The organism is Rhizobium sp. AC44/96 (assembly GCF_001692185.1).
In the GTDB taxonomy this organism is placed as follows: Bacteria; Pseudomonadota; Alphaproteobacteria; order Rhizobiales; family Rhizobiaceae; genus Rhizobium.
Window position 1 is genome coordinate 117,954 of record NZ_LXKO01000043.1, and the last position, 16,942, is coordinate 134,895.

At 60.7% G+C, this 16,942-nt stretch carries 18 protein-coding genes; 11 read left to right on the plus strand and 7 right to left on the minus strand.

Features of this window, described 5'->3' with window-relative positions; all coding sequences use genetic code 11:
• The first annotated feature begins 157 nt into the window (after positions 1 to 157).
• The 3 genes from A6U87_RS28615 to A6U87_RS28625 all read left to right on the plus strand — a co-directional run bounded on the left by A6U87_RS28615 (position 158) and on the right by A6U87_RS28625 (position 4,506).
• Entirely contained in the window at positions 158 to 1,531 is a 1,374-nt protein-coding gene (locus A6U87_RS28615) for a GH1 family beta-glucosidase (protein ID WP_065694710.1), read from the plus strand.
• A 35-nt stretch (positions 1,532 to 1,566) separates the two neighbouring features.
• Positions 1,567 to 2,142 carry an NADPH-dependent FMN reductase gene (locus A6U87_RS28620; protein WP_065694711.1) on the plus strand — a complete coding sequence of 192 codons (576 nt, stop codon included), beginning with the start codon at positions 1,567 to 1,569 and terminating at the stop codon, positions 2,140 to 2,142.
• 153 nt (positions 2,143 to 2,295) lie between these two features.
• A complete protein-coding gene (locus tag A6U87_RS28625) occupies positions 2,296 to 4,506 on the plus strand; it encodes an EAL domain-containing protein (protein ID WP_065694712.1) in 2,211 nt (736 codons plus the stop codon).
• On the opposite strand, the gene A6U87_RS28630 is transcribed toward A6U87_RS28625, so the two are convergent.
• The 3 genes from A6U87_RS28630 to A6U87_RS28640 form a co-directional block, all read right to left on the minus strand.
• The gene (locus A6U87_RS28630) at positions 4,503 to 5,444 is read right to left on the minus strand and encodes a rhodanese-related sulfurtransferase (RefSeq protein WP_065694713.1); all 942 of its coding nucleotides are present in this window, start codon (positions 5,442 to 5,444) and stop codon (positions 4,503 to 4,505) included. The genes A6U87_RS28625 and A6U87_RS28630 overlap by 4 nt on opposite strands.
• A gap of 130 nt (positions 5,445 to 5,574) precedes the next feature.
• The gene (locus tag A6U87_RS28635; protein WP_065694714.1) at positions 5,575 to 6,486 is read right to left on the minus strand and encodes a CHAD domain-containing protein; all 912 of its coding nucleotides are present in this window, start codon (positions 6,484 to 6,486) and stop codon (positions 5,575 to 5,577) included.
• Complete coding sequence (locus A6U87_RS28640) at positions 6,464 to 6,952, minus strand: CYTH domain-containing protein (RefSeq protein ID WP_065694715.1); 489 nt, start codon at positions 6,950 to 6,952, stop codon at positions 6,464 to 6,466. Before A6U87_RS28640 ends, A6U87_RS28635 begins: the two co-directional genes overlap by 23 nt.
• Before the next feature lie 154 nt (positions 6,953 to 7,106).
• Here A6U87_RS28640 and A6U87_RS28645 point away from each other — a divergent pair, with 154 nt between their 5' ends.
• The 3 genes from A6U87_RS28645 (at position 7,107) to A6U87_RS28655 (ending at position 8,963) form a co-directional block, all read left to right on the plus strand.
• Positions 7,107 to 7,745 carry a 2-dehydro-3-deoxy-phosphogluconate aldolase gene (locus A6U87_RS28645; protein ID WP_065694716.1) on the plus strand — a complete coding sequence of 213 codons (639 nt, stop codon included), beginning with the start codon at positions 7,107 to 7,109 and terminating at the stop codon, positions 7,743 to 7,745.
• A 216-nt stretch (positions 7,746 to 7,961) separates the two neighbouring features.
• Complete coding sequence (locus A6U87_RS28650; protein WP_065694717.1) at positions 7,962 to 8,672, plus strand: tellurite resistance TerB family protein; 711 nt, start codon at positions 7,962 to 7,964, stop codon at positions 8,670 to 8,672.
• 75 nt (positions 8,673 to 8,747) lie between these two features.
• Positions 8,748 to 8,963 carry a hypothetical protein gene (locus A6U87_RS28655; RefSeq protein WP_065694718.1) on the plus strand — a complete coding sequence of 72 codons (216 nt, stop codon included), beginning with the start codon at positions 8,748 to 8,750 and terminating at the stop codon, positions 8,961 to 8,963.
• 10 nt (positions 8,964 to 8,973) lie between these two features.
• Here A6U87_RS28655 and A6U87_RS28660 read toward each other — a convergent pair whose 3' ends face one another.
• From A6U87_RS28660 to A6U87_RS28670, 3 genes are all read right to left on the minus strand, one after another.
• Positions 8,974 to 10,056: a nickel/cobalt transporter gene (locus A6U87_RS28660; protein WP_065694719.1), complete on the minus strand. Its 1,083-nt coding sequence runs from the start codon at positions 10,054 to 10,056 to the stop codon at positions 8,974 to 8,976.
• Entirely contained in the window at positions 10,050 to 10,691 is a 642-nt protein-coding gene (locus A6U87_RS28665; RefSeq protein WP_065694720.1) for a DUF1007 family protein, read from the minus strand. Before A6U87_RS28665 ends, A6U87_RS28660 begins: the two co-directional genes overlap by 7 nt.
• 88 nt (positions 10,692 to 10,779) lie before the next feature.
• Complete coding sequence (locus tag A6U87_RS28670) at positions 10,780 to 11,673, minus strand: LysR family transcriptional regulator (protein ID WP_065694721.1); 894 nt, start codon at positions 11,671 to 11,673, stop codon at positions 10,780 to 10,782.
• 529 nt (positions 11,674 to 12,202) lie between these two features.
• Here A6U87_RS28670 and odc2 point away from each other — a divergent pair.
• The 5 genes from odc2 (at position 12,203) to A6U87_RS28690 (ending at position 16,436) form a co-directional block, all read left to right on the plus strand.
• Positions 12,203 to 13,336: an ornithine/lysine decarboxylase gene (gene odc2, locus A6U87_RS28675; protein WP_065694722.1), complete on the plus strand. Its 1,134-nt coding sequence runs from the start codon at positions 12,203 to 12,205 to the stop codon at positions 13,334 to 13,336.
• Between the two features lie 88 nt (positions 13,337 to 13,424).
• Positions 13,425 to 14,015 (plus strand): GNAT family N-acetyltransferase, encoded by a 591-nt coding sequence (locus A6U87_RS28680; RefSeq protein ID WP_065694723.1) that lies wholly within the window; start codon positions 13,425 to 13,427, stop codon positions 14,013 to 14,015.
• A 543-nt stretch (positions 14,016 to 14,558) separates the two neighbouring features.
• Complete coding sequence (locus tag A6U87_RS30615; protein WP_275078425.1) at positions 14,559 to 14,684, plus strand: hypothetical protein; 126 nt, start codon at positions 14,559 to 14,561, stop codon at positions 14,682 to 14,684.
• 250 nt (positions 14,685 to 14,934) lie between these two features.
• Positions 14,935 to 15,162, plus strand: a complete 228-nt coding sequence (locus tag A6U87_RS28685; RefSeq protein ID WP_065694724.1) for a DUF6719 family protein — start codon at positions 14,935 to 14,937, stop codon at positions 15,160 to 15,162.
• A gap of 116 nt (positions 15,163 to 15,278) precedes the next feature.
• Positions 15,279 to 16,436, plus strand: coding sequence for a GGDEF domain-containing protein (locus A6U87_RS28690; RefSeq protein WP_065694725.1), 1,158 nt, complete (start codon positions 15,279 to 15,281; stop codon positions 16,434 to 16,436).
• Positions 16,437 to 16,475: 39 nt separating this feature from the next.
• On the opposite strand, the gene A6U87_RS28695 is transcribed toward A6U87_RS28690, so the two are convergent.
• The gene (locus A6U87_RS28695) at positions 16,476 to 16,928 is read right to left on the minus strand and encodes a GNAT family N-acetyltransferase (protein WP_065694726.1); all 453 of its coding nucleotides are present in this window, start codon (positions 16,926 to 16,928) and stop codon (positions 16,476 to 16,478) included.
• Positions 16,929 to 16,942 lie beyond the last annotated feature (14 nt).

Below are 16,942 nucleotides of genomic sequence, written 5' to 3' on the forward strand. Positions count from 1 at the left end.
CAAGGCTCTCGCGGGGCTTGGACGCGACTCTTCAAGCCTGTCGGGAGCAATCCCCTATCCAGCCACTGAAACGTTGCAGTCCTGTCATTTCCGCTCTGTACAACATCGGTCCGCTTGGCTAAACCGCCGTCGAAACCATGAAGAACGGGATTTCCAGATGATCGATGCGAAGACCCTCGCCGCCCGCTTTCCGGGCGATTTTACCTTTGGCGTTGCGACTGCCGCATTTCAGATAGAGGGCGCAAGCAAGGCCGATGGCCGCAAGCCGTCGATCTGGGATGCCTTCTGCAACATGCCGGGGCGGGTCTATGGCCGCCACAATGGCGATGTCGCCTGCGATCACTACAACAGGCTCGACCAGGATCTCGACCTGATCAAGTCGATGGGCGTCGAGGCCTATCGGTTCTCGATCGCCTGGCCGCGCATCATTCCTGACGGCACGGGCCCGGTGAATGAAGCCGGCCTCGATTTCTATGATCGCCTCGTCGATGGCTGCAAGGCGCGTGGCATCAAGACCTTCGCTACACTCTACCACTGGGATCTGCCCCTGCTATTGGCGGGCGACGGCGGCTGGACGGCGCGTTCGACGGCTTATGCCTATCAGCGCTATGCCAAGACTGTCATGGCTCGCCTCGGCGACCGCCTCGACAGCGTGGCGACGTTCAACGAGCCGTGGTGCATTGTCTGGCTCAGCCATCTCTACGGCATTCATGCGCCAGGCGAGCGCAACATGCAGGCGGCGCTGCATGCGATGCATCACATGAACCTCGCGCATGGTCTCGGTGTCGAGGCGATCCGTTCGGAAGCCCCGAACGTGCCGGTGGGTCTCGTGCTCAACGCCATGTCCGTGATGCCGGGCTCCGACAGTGCCGCAGACCAGGCAGCGGGTGAGCGGGCGCACCAGTTCCACAACGGCGCCTTCTTCGATCCTGTCTTCAAGGGCGAATATCCGAAGGAATTCCTGGAGGCGCTTGGCGACCGCATGCCGGTGGTCGAGGACGCGGACCTGAAAACCATCAGCCAGAAGCTCGATTGGTGGGGCCTGAATTACTACACGCCGTTGCGCGTTGCCGATGATCCGGCCAAGAGTGGTGATTTCCCGTGGACGGTCGAGGCGCCGCGCGTCAGCGACGTGAAGACGGATATCGGTTGGGAAGTCTACGCGCCAGGCCTGAAGAACGTCGTCGAAGACCTCTATCGTCGCTACGAACTGCCGGAATGCTACATCACCGAGAACGGCGCCTGCTACAACATGGACGTCGTCAATGGCGAGGTCGATGACCAGCCGCGTCTCGATTACTACAGCGAGCATCTCGATGTCGTTGCCGACCTGATCAAGGACGGCTACCCTATGCGCGGCTATTTCGCCTGGAGCCTGATGGACAATTTCGAATGGGCGGAAGGCTACCGCATGCGCTTCGGCCTTGTTCACGTCGACTACGAAACGCAGGTTCGCACCGTGAAGAAGAGCGGCAAGTGGTATAGCGAACTGGCGGCCCAGTTCCCGAAAGGCAATCACAAGGGCGGATGATGGCCCGAATCGGCGCGTTGCGCTAAGCCGGACGCATGGATCGAAAACCTCTATTCCTCTATGCGCTCTGCGGCAGCCAGCGAGAGGCCTCAACCAATCGCCGGTTGCTTGAGGCGCTCAGGGACTATGCGCCGGATGGCGTGGTCGTCGCGATATCGGATCTGATCGGCGAACTGCCGATCTTCAATCCGGATCGGGAGGGAGAAAACACGCCTGCGATCGTCGAGGAATTCGCCGCCAAGGTTCGCGCAGCCGACGGCGTCATCATTGCCTGCCCGGAATATGCCCATGGTCTGCCGGGCGGCTTGAAGAACGCACTGGACTGGCTGGTGTCGCGCGACGAGGTGCCGTTCAAGCCTGTCATGATCGCCCACGCCTCGCATCGCGGGGACATTGCGCTGGAGCAATTGACCGAGGTCTTGAAGACGATGTCATTCAACCTTGTCGGGGAGGCGTTCATCCGCGTTCCCGTGCTCGGCAAAACAGACGAAGAGCAAACGGCATCGATCTGTCAGGTTGCAGAATCTGGAGCGTTCGCGGATTGCTTTGCAAAGTTTCGAAAAGCGATCGATCGGCGTGCTGACCTTTCCACTCAATTTCCATTTATCTAAACAACTGGAAAATAACGGATATATTGATTGCGCCGCTGATGGTTTGCCGATATTCCTCGGCGCTCAAGAATCGTCGCATGATTAATCGTTACAGCGCGGCATAAACGTTTTCTGAACGCTTGGCTGGCAGTATTCCCCGATCGGGGAGTAGGAATGCCGGCACTTTTCAAGACAAAAAACAAGGGTTCAGGTATCGGTCGGCACGCGACCGTGACCGGCGTATTGTTCTCGTTTGCCGTGGTTGTTGCTGTCGTCACGATCATGGTCTTGAGCGCACTCGAGCGCGTGGCGTCCAAATCCAATGTGCTGGATGATGAGCGTTCACGCGAGACGATGTCGGGTGCCTTGCACACCTTCGCGGCACAGCTGAGCGCGACCCTCAATGACTATGCGGCCTGGGACGATGCAGCCACCAATGTCTATGCCTCCGACGGCATGGAGTGGACCGTTTCGAACTACGGCGAGATGTCGGTCAACAGTTCACTTTTCGACATGGCGATCGTTGTCGACGACAACCGCAAGTCGATCATGGCCTACCAGGAAGGTAAGCCGATGGACGGCACCCTGGACGACTTCTTCGCCCCGTCCCTGTGGGCGCTGTTCGACCGGGTCAAGGCAGCCGGACCGGGGCAGACGCCGGAGGCAACCGGCTTTGTCGATACGAAAACCGGGATTGCGGCTGTTGGCATAGCGCTGGTGAGGAAGAAGTCGGGCGAGCTCGACCTGCCTCCCGGTCAACATCGGTACCTGATCTTTGCGAGGCACCTCGATGCGGGCAAGATCGATGACCTCGGCACGACCTATGTCATCGGCGGACTGAAGCTGGTTCCGGCAGAGACGGCCGCCACCTATTTTGTGAAGATCGAGGATGTGGTCGGCGCTTCGCTGGGCAAGCTCGTCTGGGTGTCGCGTGCTCCGGGTGATATCGGCTACGGCGAAGTTCGACCGATGGTCGTCAAGGCTCTCTGCCTTGTCGGCCTTTTTTTCGTCGTGCTGCTCGTGATCGGCTTGCTGGCGGGCCGGAGGCTTCGCGCCGAAGAAGTTCGCGCTCGCGAGGAAACGCTTCGCGATCGGCTCAGTGGCCTCTTGAATCGCGACGGTCTCCGACTGGCGGTGGATAGCTTTGTCCAGCACGCCGCGCAGACCAATCGCAACGTACTGATCCTCTATCTCGATCTCGACGGCTTCAAGGAAGTCAACGATGCCTACGGCCACGGGACCGGCGACCAGCTCATCCGCGCGGTTGCGGCGGGGCTCAAGGTCCTGATCCCCGAGGGCGCCGTTTTGGCGCGGATCGGCGGCGACGAGTTTGCGATCGCGTTTACCTCCGAGGACGGGGATGCCGCGGCGCTGCAGCTCTCCGAGCAGATCCTCGATTTTCTGGCCGAGCCGCTGGAGATCGGACGCCGCGTCGTCGTTATCGGCGCGAGCATCGGCATTGCCTCTTCGGTCGGTGGTACGGTCGATCGCGAAGAACTGGTTCGCCGCGCCGATCTTGCCATGTACAAGGCGAAGGAAGCAGGGCGCGCACGGATGACGCTCTACGATCCGGCGATGGATGCGGACCGGGAGGAGCGCAATGCGCTTGAACTCGACCTGCGCATGGCGATCGAGGGTGGTGATCTGACACTCGCCTACCAGCCGCTGATCGATGCCGCCACGCATGAAATGACCGGCGTCGAGGCCCTGGTGCGCTGGAACCGTCCGGGCCATGGTCCAGTGTCGCCAGAAGTCTTCATCCCGGTCGCGGAGGCGAGCGGGCTGATCGAGGCACTCGGCCTCTTTGTCCTGCGCAAAGCTTGCGAGACCGCCAAGCAATGGCCGGAGCTTCGCATCTCGGTCAACGTTTCACCGGGGCAATTCCGAAATCCGGCCTTTGTCGACTATGTCCGCTACGTCCTGCGGCAGACCGAGATCGAAGCCAAGCGGGTCACGCTGGAAGTCACCGAAGGCTACATGATCCAGAATCCCCAGCGCACGCGCCAGGCGATCGAGCGACTGAAGACGCTCGGGGTCAAAGTGGCGCTCGATGATTTCGGCTCGGGCTTTTCGTCCATCGGCTACCTCCGCCAGTTCGGCTTCGACCGTATCAAGATCGATCGCTCGCTGGTGATGGAGATTCTGGAAAGCGACGGCCAGCGCGAAATGCTGCAGGCCACCGTGGCGCTGGCACGTTCGCTCGACATTCCGGTGACCGCGGAAGGCATCGAGACGGAACAGCAGGCTGTCGCCGTCCGCCTTTTCGGATGCGATACGCTTCAGGGGTATTTCTTCGGCAAGCCGATGCCAGCCGAACAGATCACCGAAAGGCTTCTGGACGCGCGCTCCAAGAAGATGGGCGCGCGCCGTATTTCAGTCGCTTAGGTGCCGATGTGCCGTTGTCCGCGCTTCTTGGCCAGCGCGATCTGATGCTGACGCTGCCGGTAGCGCAGCCGGTCTTCTTCCGTGCGGGTAGGGTAGCAGTTGCTGCAGGAGACGCCTTCCTCGTAATAGGGTGAGGTGACTTCGGTCGCAGTGATCGGGTTGCGGCAGGCGTGGCAGAGCTTGTGCTCGCCTTCCTTCAGTCCGTGCTCGACGGAAACGCGCTCGTCGAAGACGAAGCAGGCACCATCCCACAGGCTTTCTTCCTGCGGTACCTCTTCGAGATACTTCAGGATGCCGCCCTTGAGGTGATAGACCTCTTCGAAGCCCTGTTCCTTCATGAAGGCCGTCGCCTTTTCGCAACGGATGCCGCCGGTGCAGTACATGGCGATCTTCGGCTTGTTGTGCAGGCCGGTGTTCTGGCGCACCCATTCCGGAAATTCGCGGAAGGTCTTGGTCTGCGGATCAACAGCACCGCGGAAGATCCCGATCGCCGTTTCGTAGTCGTTGCGGGTGTCGATGACGATCGTATCAGGATCGGAGATCAGCGCGTTCCAGTCCTGCGGCGCCACGTAGGTGCCGACCACCTTGTTGGGGTCGATGTTCTCGACGCCCATGGTGACGATCTCTTTCTTCAGCTTCACCTTCATGCGCAGGAAAGGCATTTTCGATGCCCAGCTTTCCTTGTGCTCCAATCCGGCAAATTCGGGCTGGGCGCGCAGAAAGGCGAGAACCGTGCGGATGCCTTCGTCAGGGCCAGCAATCGTCCCGTTGATCCCTTCGTGGGCGAGCAGCAGCGTTCCCTTCACGCCGTTCGCCTCGCACAGCGCCTGCAGCGGCTCGCGCAGGCTTTCGAAGCGCGGCACGGAAACGAAATGATAAAGGGCCGCGACGAGGGATGGGCTCGCCGCAGACGTCGATGGGAGCAACGTGTCTGTCATGCGGCTGGAAATACAGGCTCTCGCGCCTGCTTGCAATGCGCAATAACGCGGAGAGACGGGCATTTCGCCGCAATCTCACGGATCCCGGAGCTGTTCAGGCGCGGTGATGCTTTCTCTCAGCCGAGAGCCATCAAGGCTTGCTAAGCGCGAGCCAGAGCGTCTTGATCCTGCGGGCTTCCTCGCGAGGCGGGTCGGCCAAGACATCCGCGGCCAGATCGAGCGCGGTATGTCGGTCCACCTGCTGGCGGAAGATGATTGCGGCCAGCAGCCAGGCCAGATCGTCGGAGTTCTCGAACAGACGCGGCTCCTGCTCCACCAGATCGCACAGCACATCGAGGTCATGAACCCGGCCCAGCACATCGACGAGGTCGCTGATCGCGTCGTACTTTGCAGCCATCGCCGACGGCCAAACCAGTGCGAGCAGGAGATGGTAAGCACGGTAGTCCTGCGCGCGCTTGCGCAGCGTATGGAAGGCTTCCGTGCAGCAGCGCTTCTGGCAAGCGTGCATGGCGTTCTGGGCCTTGCTCAACGTGTTGCGCCAGCCTTTCGAAATCAGCCTGGCGGCCTTCCGGCGACCATGGGGGAAGGTCACATCGTCAACTGCGGCTTCCGCTGCTTCAAGGGCCGCGATCACGTGCGCGCACTGCTCGTCCATTCCGCCTTCGGCGTCGATCATGCGGTCGCGCCGCTCTTCGAGGATCGCTATGATGCGGCAAAGTGCCTCGGCCTCCTCGTCATCGTGCGCAGACGACTTCAAGTAGGTTGCCGTTTCAACCAAGGCCGCGGCGTCGCGGACGGCCGAGATGGTTTTCGCGATATCGCGCAGGCGAGCGTTTTCGCGCTCCTGAAATTTCGGGATTTCCCTGGAGACCAGTCGGTAGAGCGAACGGACGCGCTTCAGGTTCTTGCGGACATCATGAATCGCTTCATGCGGCCCGTCAGGCTTTTCCTTGATGGTGGTGATTGCGTGATGCAGTTGCCCCTTGGCCGCTTTGCGAAATTCTGCGGTGAATTCGCGGTCAGGCCGAATGCGATAGGGCATGCCTGTCATGCTCGAATTCGGTGGCGAGCGCCTGGTTCGAATAGCGGAAGTCGCCGGTGACCTCGCGCCCCAGCCATGCCGGGAGACTCGGCCGATCGCTTTCCGACTTCATTTCGACTTCGGCGATCACCAGGCCACGATGTTGACCGGAGAAGACGTCGACTTCCCAGACAAAACCCTCGTGCGGAACGCGATAGCGTGTCTTCTCAATAACGATGCCGATCGCATCATCGAGAAGCTGCTCGGCGTCAGCGACAGGTATGTCGTACTCGAATTCCTCCCGTGTCATGGTGCTGCGGCCGATCTTGATCGTCAGCCTGGCCTTCTCGCCATTGAGGAGCCGAACGCGAACGGAACGATCGTCCATCGATGCAATGTAACCCTGCCTCAGGTTGGCTTGCGTCTGAACGCCTGCACGCCAACTATCGTTGCGTACCAGGAACTTCCGTTCGATCTCTTTCGCCATGACAGTAAACCTTTTGTGACGATCTTGGCACCGTAGCGCAATTTAGAAGGCGTTGATACCCATTCGATTCCAAACATGGCTTCGGTCTCGACAAAGTGTACCCTTGGCGCTATTTCCAACTCGGAATTCAATCGATTCAAAGGAAATATCGGCCATGGGCGAGAAGACAGAAAAGCTCCTTTCCATCCTGAAACTTCAGCCTGTCGTTCCGGTCCTGATCGTCGACGACGTCAAGTCGGCTGTATCGCTGGCGCGGGCACTCGTTGCCGGCGGTCTGAAGGCGATCGAGATCACCATGCGCACGCCGGCAGCGCTCGAGGCGGTTCGCGCCGTCGCGGACGAAGTCGAAGGTGCCGAGGTCGGCGCCGGCACGATCCTCAATGCCGCCCATTGGGAAGCGGCCGTTGCCGCAGGCTCCAAGTTCATCGTCAGCCCCGGAACGACGCAGGAACTGCTCGATGCCGCGCGTGGTTCCTCCGTCCCGCTCCTGCCGGGCGCTGCGACGGCCAGCGAAGTCATGGCGCTGCGCGAGGAAGGCTATCAGGTGCTGAAGTTCTTCCCGGCCGAGCAGGCCGGGGGCGCTGCCATGCTGAAGGCGTTTTCTTCGCCGCTCGCTGGCACGCTGTTTTGCCCGACGGGCGGCATCTCGCTGAAGAACGCCAAGGACTACCTGTCGCTATCGAACGTCATTTGCGTCGGCGGATCCTGGGTCGCGCCGAAGGAATTGATCACGGCCGGCGATTGGGCTGGCATCACCAAGCTCGCTGCCGAGGCTGCAGCGCTCAAGGGCTAAGCGGGGCGGGTGTAAGACCCCTCCCCACCCCCTCCCCACAAGGGGGAGGGGCTCATCCGGGCGCCGCCTGCGCCAAATGTTATCTTCCCCCTTGTGGGGAAGATGGCCGGCAGGCCAGAAGGGGCTTCTTCAAGCCCTCCTTTTACTCTCCATCATTTGCATTCGCTTGTCCTCACTCCTATCTCCCCAGAAGCCACAACAGGGAGATGACGACGGATGTTCGACGCGAAGAAGCTTCTTGAGCAGTTTCTGGGTTCGCAGGTGCCGGGTGTCGGCGGCAGCGTCCGCGACAGAGCAGGCGATGCGATCCAGATGGCCAAGGATAATCCGTGGAAGGCCGGCGCGCTCGCGACCGTGCTTCTCGGCACGAAGACAGGCCGTAATATTGCCGGCAACGCCGTGACGATCGGCGGGCTCGCCGCCATCGCCGGTCTTGGCTATCAGGCTTACAAGAACTATCAGGCTGGCCAGTCGCCCGCCACGCCTCCCGACTCTCCATCCACACAGCCTGCGCTTCTACCACCACCCCAGGAATCCGGGTTTGGAGCGGCGTCACCGGCGCAGAGCAACGAGTTCGTACTGGTGCTGATCCGTGCGATGATCGCGGCGGCCAAGGCCGATGGCCATATCGATGACGGCGAGCGGGCCTTGATCCTCGACAAGATCAAGGCAGCGGATGTCAGCGGTGAGGCGGCGCAGTTCATCGAAGGCGAGCTGTCGCAGCCGACGGATCTCGACGCGCTTATCGCGGCCGCCGTGACCGAGGAACAGCGCGTGGAGCTCTACACGGCTTCGCGACTGACGATCGATCCGGATTCACGCGCGGAGCGCGGCTATCTCGACCTGCTTGCCGGGCGGCTTGGTCTTCCCGATGCACTTGTCGACCATATCGACGCCACGGTCTCGTCTGCCAAAGTCAGGCTGTGACCTGATGCGACGGCCGGTTGCCTTTCCCGGGCGGCTGGCCTAAGCCCTATCTCCTCATCTGGAGGAGTGAATGGCATGACCGACCCGAAACCCGAGAGCCGATCGTCGGCTATCGCCGCTGCGATCATTCTCGTCGCCGCGGGTCTCGTCATCTATTTCATGCCGACCGTCGTTCTGTGGCTAGGGAACTATTCGCCCTACCTTGCGACCGCCGTAGGCATTTGTCTGGTCCTGGCGTTCTTCGTCGTGTTCTGGCTCAGGGCGCGTTATCAGCGCAGCAAGGGCCGATAAGGCCTCGGGCTTATCCCTGCAGCGACGCGCCGAGCAGCAACGCTCCCATGACAATCACCAGCAGCGCGCCGAGGATCTCGATGGCGTTGCCGATCCATACCGAGGCCGCAGAGCCGCGGCCGGCAAGGCGCATGGCGGTTCCCTTGGCCGTGACGGCCAGGGTTGCGAGGATCGAGACAGTGATCGCCGTTCCGAAGGACATGGCGAAGACCGAGAGGGTGCCGCCGAGATAAAGCCCGTTCAGCATCGAGAAGGTCAGCACCAGCAGGGCGCCGGAGCAGGGGCGCAGGCCAACGGCGATAATCGCTGACCAGGCTTCGCGCACGCTGAATTTCTCCGCCGAGAGGCTGGCCGGATCGGGCATGTGCGACTGGCCGCAGGTTTCGCAGGCCATTCCGGAAATGAACTTGTGTCCGGCCGCGCGCGCCTGCGTATCGCCGAAGGCATAGTTGCCGCCGTCCTTGCCCGCGGGATTGTCCTGCCAGTCGAGCATCATGCTCACCGGTCCCGCTGGCGTTGCGGCAACAGCGTTTCGCCGCTGCATGTCCGACGCCAGCGCGTAGAGCTTGCGCAGCAGCAGCCAGCCGCCGAACAGGATGACCAGCACGAAGCTTGCGATCTCCATCGCCTGTGTCGCGGCCGTCAAGGTGATGCCGGTGCCGCGCAAGGCCACCCAGGCGCAGCCGACCAAGGCGATCGCGACGACTCCCTGAGCGAAAGCGGATACGAAGGAGATCGCCACGCCGCGCTTCAGCTCGATCTCATTGGCGATCATATAGGAGGAGATGACGGCCTTGCCGTGGCCGGGGCCGGCGGCATGGAACACGCCATAGGCAAAGGAAAGCCCGATCAGCGTCCAAAGGTGCCAGGGGTTCTCGCGCATCGCGCTGAGTGAGCCTGTCAGGGCGCGATAGAAGGCCTGCTGCTGCGTGTTGATGAAATGAAGAAGCGGCGCAAGCGGTCCGCCGATCGGCTGGAAGCTCGGCTCGGAGGTGCCGATTCCTAGCGGCGATTGCGCGTGGGCGGCAGCCAGTCCCGCGACAACCGCGATGGCGGCGCCGAGGACAATCGGCTTCAGCGCGCGCACTAGCATGTCACGTCCAGGCGCGTGGCAAAGAGCTTGGACATGTTTGTGCCCGTCGGATCATTGAAGAACGCGTCGGTGAGAGACTGCTTGTTCTCCGAAATCACCTGGTCGGCATCCGGCCGCACCACCTGATGCTTACAGCTTTTCAGGGCATCGCCGACGAGCACGAGCTCGTTGTCCGTCGGGAAGTCGATCGATGTGTAGAGCGTCGGATCGTAGACGCCGAAGGTCAACCGCCCCTTCAGCGGCATGGTCTCGGCCGGCTTGACGGCGAAGAACATCAGCAGCTGGCCCTGCTTGTAGTCGACATGAATGATGTCGGGCTTCTGAACCTTGATGTTCTTTCCGTCCATCGTGAGGTTCATGTAGTAATCGTAATCGGCCAAGGAATCGCGCACGGTTTTTCCGACTTCGGCAAGCTCGTTGGGATCGAGCTTCAGGTCGGTGTTCTTGTCGAAATCCATGACGACAGAGGAGGAGAAGACCTCATCGAAGCGCCAGACGTTGCGCAGTTCGGAGACGGTTCCATCATCACCAGCCACGACTTCCAATCGCGCTTCGACAAAGACGTGCGGGTGCGCAAACGCGGCGGCAGGTAGCAGCGACAGCATCGACGCCGCCAGAAGTATCAATTTTTTCATGCGTTCGGTTACCGCGCGATCCCGTTGTTCACCTTGATTCCTTGCGAGAAAATGGGACGGAATTGGGACCGCTCCCCGTGGTCGCCGGTCATGGATGCTTCTTGAACCAATTGTGAAGATAATCGACGAAGATACGTACCTTCGCCGGCAGGTAGCGGCGATGCGGATAGACGGCATAGATGCCGCGATCGGTCGGAATATAATCGTTGAACAATGTCACGAGTTCGCCGTTCTCGATCGGTTTGCGTGCAATGAAATCGGGGATCAGCGCGACGCCGATGCCAGCAAGGGCGGCGCGCAGCGTGGCATGCGGGCTGTTGACCTCCATCGGGCCGGTGACGGCCACGGCAAACGAGGTGCTGTCGGGATTGTAGAAGCGAATGCTACCCTGGCTACGGGAGTTGGTGTCGATGATGAAGGGAACGTTGGACAGGTCCGACGGGTGGGCGAGATCGGGATGGCGCTCGACGAATTCGGGCGTGGCGCAAAGATGGACGCGGAAATCGGAAATCTTGCGGGCGATCATGCCCGAGTCCTCGAGCTTGGTGACGCGGATGGCGACGTCGAAGCCTTCCTCGATGAGGTCGACGAAACGGTCGTCCGCGGCGATCTCCAGCGCAAGATCGGGGTTCTCCTTGGCGAAGTCGATCAGCGACTGGCCGACATCGGCGTCCACGAAGGTGCGCGGCACCGAGACTTTCAACCGGCCCTTGAGCTGCGCGTTGTTCTCACGCACGAGATCGGCGAGGTTGTCGATCTCCTTCAGGATGTCGGAAGCGGTGCGATAATAGGTGTGGCCGGCCTCCGTCATCGAGAACTGGCGGGTGGTGCGATTGAGGAGCAGGGCGCCCAGCTCGTCTTCCAGTTCCCTCACATATTTGGACAGCAGGGCCTTTGAACGTCCGGTGCGCCGAGCAGCTGCAGAAAAGCCTTCCGCTTCAACGACATCGATGAAAGCGCGTATGCGGGTCAGGGTGTCCATGACTGTCCTCCGTTGTTAAGGAATATTGAACAAATTGCGCCTGTTTGTTCAATTTATTTTTTTGAGTGTGGGTCAAAATAATTCTTGATTATGACTGCGAATATTCTTATTTCCGGATCAGCCCAAAGTCGCACGTGCCCATGGGTGTCCGCCGAACCCTCGAATTGGTGAGGAAATCGGTAAGGTACCTGGAATTAACCCCTCCAGTCGCTATTCCGGCCAACCGGAAAATGCGAGGACGCCTGAAGCAACGACGGTGCGGGCCTTTTTGTTCTCTCCCTGCTTTCCATCAGCGGGGGTTACTGAAGAGGCACACCTTCATTGCCGGAAGTGCGGTTGGGAATCTCCCTCCAATCCATGGCAGACAAAGCCGGATCCATGTCGCTTTCGCGGCGTTGATTCATCATTCGCGCTATCAAGCGCTTGCTAAGGTTCCGGGGTCTCCACCGGCTGGTTCCTATGCGAGCGATTGATTGCCCTTTGTCCTCCGGTTTTTGCCGGAGCTCTGGAATTGGAAGAGGGAATCGATATGACCACCCAGCGCATCCGCGACTTTCTCGCAACCCGACGTCCCGACGGTCCCTGCCTCGTGGTCGACCTCGACGTCGTGCGTGATAACTTCTCCGCTTTCCGTCACGCCATGCCTGATAGCGCCATCTACTATGCCGTCAAGGCAAACCCGGCTCCAGAAGTCCTGAAGCTGCTCGCCGACATGGGCTCCAACTTCGATTGCGCGTCCGTCGCCGAAATCGAAATGGCGCTCAACGCCGGTGCGACTGCTGCCCGTATCTCCTACGGCAACACGATCAAGAAGGAACGCGACGTTGCCCGCGCGCATGCGCTCGGCGTCAGCCTCTTTGCGGTCGACAGCCACGAGGAAGTCGAGAAGATCTCGCGTGCCGCTCCCGGCGCCCGCGTGTTCTGCCGCGTTCTGACCGATGGCGAAGGCGCTGAATGGCCGCTCAGCCGCAAGTTCGGCTGCGTGCCGCAGATGGCCGTCGACGTTCTCGTCTACGCGCATCAGCTGGGCCTCGAATCCTACGGTGTGTCGTTCCACGTCGGTTCGCAGATGACCAAGGTCGATGCCTGGGATTCGGCTCTTGCCGATGCCAAGCGCGTCTTCGTTCAGCTGGCCAAGCAGGGTATCCACCTGCAGATGGTCAACATGGGCGGCGGCTTCCCGACCAAGTACCTGCGCGACGTTCCGTCGGCTGAAGCTTACGGTCGTGCGATCTACCAGAGCCTTCGTGACCACTTCGGCAACAACCTGCCGAAGACGATCATCGAGCCGGGCCGCGGCATGGTCGGCAACGCCGGCGTCATCAAGACGGAAGTCGTGCTGATCTCGAAGAAGTCCGACAACGATGCCGCTCGCTGGGTTTTCCTCGACATCGGCAAGTTCGGCGGTCTGGCCGAAACGATGGACGAAGCCATTCGTTACCCGATCCGCACCGAGCGCGACGGCGACGAAATGGAGCCCTGCGTCATCGCCGGCCCGACCTGCGACTCGGCCGACGTGCTTTATGAAAAGAATCTCTACCCGCTGCCGCTCACTCTCTCGATCGGCGACGAGATCCTGATCGAAGGCACCGGCGCCTACACGACCACCTACTCGGCGGTCGCGTTCAACGGCTTCGAGCCGCTGAAGGCCTACATCATCTGATACCGCCGGCCCCGTAGCCAGCCGGGGCGGCACCCTCACAATGATCTGACGATACCGTTTGAAACGGTTTTGAGTTCGGGAGGCCACGATGGCCGCTGTTCTTGATTCTGTCCGCGCATTCTTTGCGCCTACTGCCTTCACCATCGACGCCGAAAACGCCGGCGACGTCGTGGCTCGCGAAACCTTGCTCGATCGCGCCATGGGTCCGAACCGCCGCAAGAAGTCGTCGGAAAAGATCCGCCGCGGCCGCGTGCCGGCGGAAGGCCTGGCGCTGGTTGCGCGTGATCGCGACGGTCACGTCGTCGGCACCGTGCGCCTGTGGAATGTCGAAGCCGGCGTCAATGCTGACGCAACCGCCATCAACGCGCTGCTGCTCGGGCCGCTGGCGGTCGATTCCAGCTTCGAAGGCAAGGGTGTTGGTTCGGCGCTGATGCGCGCCGCCATTCTGGAGGCGAAGAACCGTGGGCACGGCGCGATCCTGCTCGTCGGCGATGCGCCTTACTACGAGCGTTTTGGCTTCTTTGCCGAGAAGGCTCAACATCTCGTCATGCCAGGTCCCTTCGAACGCTCGCGCTTCCTGGCGCTGGAGCTCACCGAAGGCTGGCTTGACGGCGCAGCCGGCATGATCGTCCCAACGGGACGGATGCTGACAAGCGCACCGGTCCGCAGGGCGGCGTGATCGGTAGAGCCTCTCCCCTGATGGGGAGGGGCTTTTTCGTTTTCTGGTTTTAGAAAATCAGAACTCAGGGGCGCCGGAAGAGCCGGCGGACGATTATCCCTTAAACTTTACCTGCCTACCCCGAGGGGTACCCGTTCATTTTACGACGCTTGCGTCCGTCAGTTGGGTTCCGGCAGTCTGAACGACATTTTCAGGTATAGCGGCGATGAAAAACATCGTGAAAGCATAAACCGCGAATATAGTCGCTGCGGCAGTGGCCTTTAGAATCATTCATGCACTCCTATTCTCAGGAGTTCAATGTGGGCTCAAAAAGCGGCTTTCCCAAGAGTTTTCTGAACGGCAGATGAACAAAAATCTGTGACGGTAAATTTTAACGATATTTTAGCAACACCTGAGTTTGCCTCTGGCGGGGAAGGAATTCATGGTTTGTTCGAATAAATTGCAATTATTTCAATCAAGTAGCTGAAATTTTCGGCAGGAATCATACTCGCCCGACAAGCGCGCCTCTATGATCGTCTGGTCATCGAGCAGGGAGCCGGGTTCATGAACCGGTCTGCCTCCGTTCATATTCCGGCGCTCGATGACGGTCGCAAAATGGTGGGTCGGATGCCGTCAGGGCAGATGATTCGTCCGGAACAGCCGGAACGGGAGACGCTCCTGCCGCTCTGAGGAGACCGGAAACCACAAGCGATCGGGCAGGCGGCAATGCCTGACACCACACAATCAACGCCCAGCTGCCTGCCTATTCTCCCCCTAAACACACCGTCGCGGAGGCTCTTCGCGCGGTGATCAGTGCTGCCGAGAATGAGCCGGGTCGTCGGCGATCATTTCAAGTCGCGATTGTACTCGCGCCGCTTGCGCATAGGCATGTTCTGTAGGATTGTATATTAGCAAGCGATAAATTTCTGGAGGTGTTCTAATGGTGCGTGCAATCATCATTCTCGCTTCAGCCGCATTGCTGACGTCAGCACTCGATACGGCCGCCGCTGGCGCGACGCAGGTCGTGACAACGCAGCCGACATTGGCCAACATGTCGCCGGGACAATCCGTGCTCTACGACGACAAGCGTTGCCCAGCCGGTATGATCGCCAAGTTCACCAAAGCGCAGAAGCGAAGCGAGCTGAAGCGGAACTGCATTCACCACTGATATCGGCTTTGGGTCAGACAGTGGTGCACATCGACCGTTAAAATCTTAGATGTCGCTCCAATCAAATCGCAAATGTCCGCGTGTATAACGCGAGCCGTCTTACCTCGGGGTTTGCGATGCTTCTGGATCTCAGAACGATCTATGTGGTTTCTGCCATGACATGCCTGGTGTTGGGCTGCGCTCACCTCGCCGCCTATAACACCGGGCGTTTTGGGCGTTGGCCCGCATGGTGGGGCGCCAGCAATCTCCTCGTCGGGATGGGCACGGTTCTCGTGTCTCTGCGGGGCTTCGTTCCCTCCTTCTTCTCGCTCGATGTCGGCAACGTCGCGACGATCGCCGGCTATCTCCTGATGTTCTTTGCCGTTCGCATTTTTGCCGGGCGGTCGGTCGATGGGCGCCGGTGCGGGCTAGTGCTCGCCTGCATCAGTCTGCCCGTCCTGATCTTCACGATCGATCCGACGGCGGTGTCGGCGCGGATCTTCTACGTTTCGGTCGTCTGCTGCCTCTGCGATCTGGCGATCCTGCGCGAGACCATTGGCATCTATCGTCGCGAAAAGTCGTTCGCGGCCTGGCTCTTTGCCTGGCTCTACGTCCCAACGGCAGTCATGTTCTTCATCCGCAGCCTGCTTGCGGCGACCGGTGTGATCGGCGGCCCTGATGTTTTCGGCAGCAGTCCCGTTCACAGCTGGATGGCAACGACGGCCGTCGTCTTCATCGCGCTGCGCAGCATGGTGGTCGTGCTGATGGCGGCGGAGCGCAGCACGAACGAGCTGATGGAACTGGCGCATCACGATCCGTTGACCGGAGCGCTGAACCGCTGTGGCCTCGCGCAGCGCCTTCCACTCCAGACGTCGCTGCCGGTCGCGGTGCTGGCGATCGATATCGATCACTTCAAGCAGCTGAATGACCTGCATGGGCATGTTGTCGGCGATGATGTCCTCAAGCTTTTCGCGGGCGTTGTGCGCAACGTGCTTCGCCCTGTCGATCTGCTGTCGCGCCAGGGCGGGGATGAGTTTCTGGCCGTGCTCAAGGATGTCTCCGCCGAGGGGGCGGTTGCGACCGCCGAAATCATCCGGTCGGCATTCAGTGTCGCCGTTTCGCGTGTGCCGGAGCTCGCGGTATCGCCTACACTCAGCATCGGCGTGGCGACAAGCGCGCAGCCGACGATCGACTTCGAGCAGCTTTTGAGAGAGGCGGACGAGGCGCTCTATTTCTCCAAGCGGCAGGGCCGGAACCGGGTCGAGGCCTTTGTCGCCCAAGAGCACGCGGCCTGAGCCATACCGGCCATCGGCGCGTCACTCGAAAGTCCATGATTAGGCCGAAGGCCTGCGCCAGCGATAGAGGATGTCGGGTTCGCGCTCCTCGTTGTCGCCATCCGTTTCTCGCTCGGCTACAAAGCCGTGGCGTTCGTAGAAACTGCGCGCCCCGGCATTCTTGCTGAACGTCCAGAGCTGGATATCGTCCATAGCTCCCTTGGCCTCGCCAAGGAGCAGGGAGCCTATGCCCCGGTCCTGAAATGCGGGAAGGACGTACAGCTGTTCCACCCAGCCTCGGCCATGGGCGATCACGCCGACAAGGCGATGTTCGACGGTTGCGCCGAGGAGGGTGTATCCGGGGAGGAGATGGGTGCGCCAGTAATGCTCATCCTCTTCAGGGGTATGAACATCGGGCAGCCAAGGCAGCCTTGCCCAAAGTGCGACCCGCCGCAGCGCTGCCGCCTCTCCCATGTGGCGAGCCTCGAGCGAGATGATGTCGGTTGATCCCATCTCGCCCGGTCTAT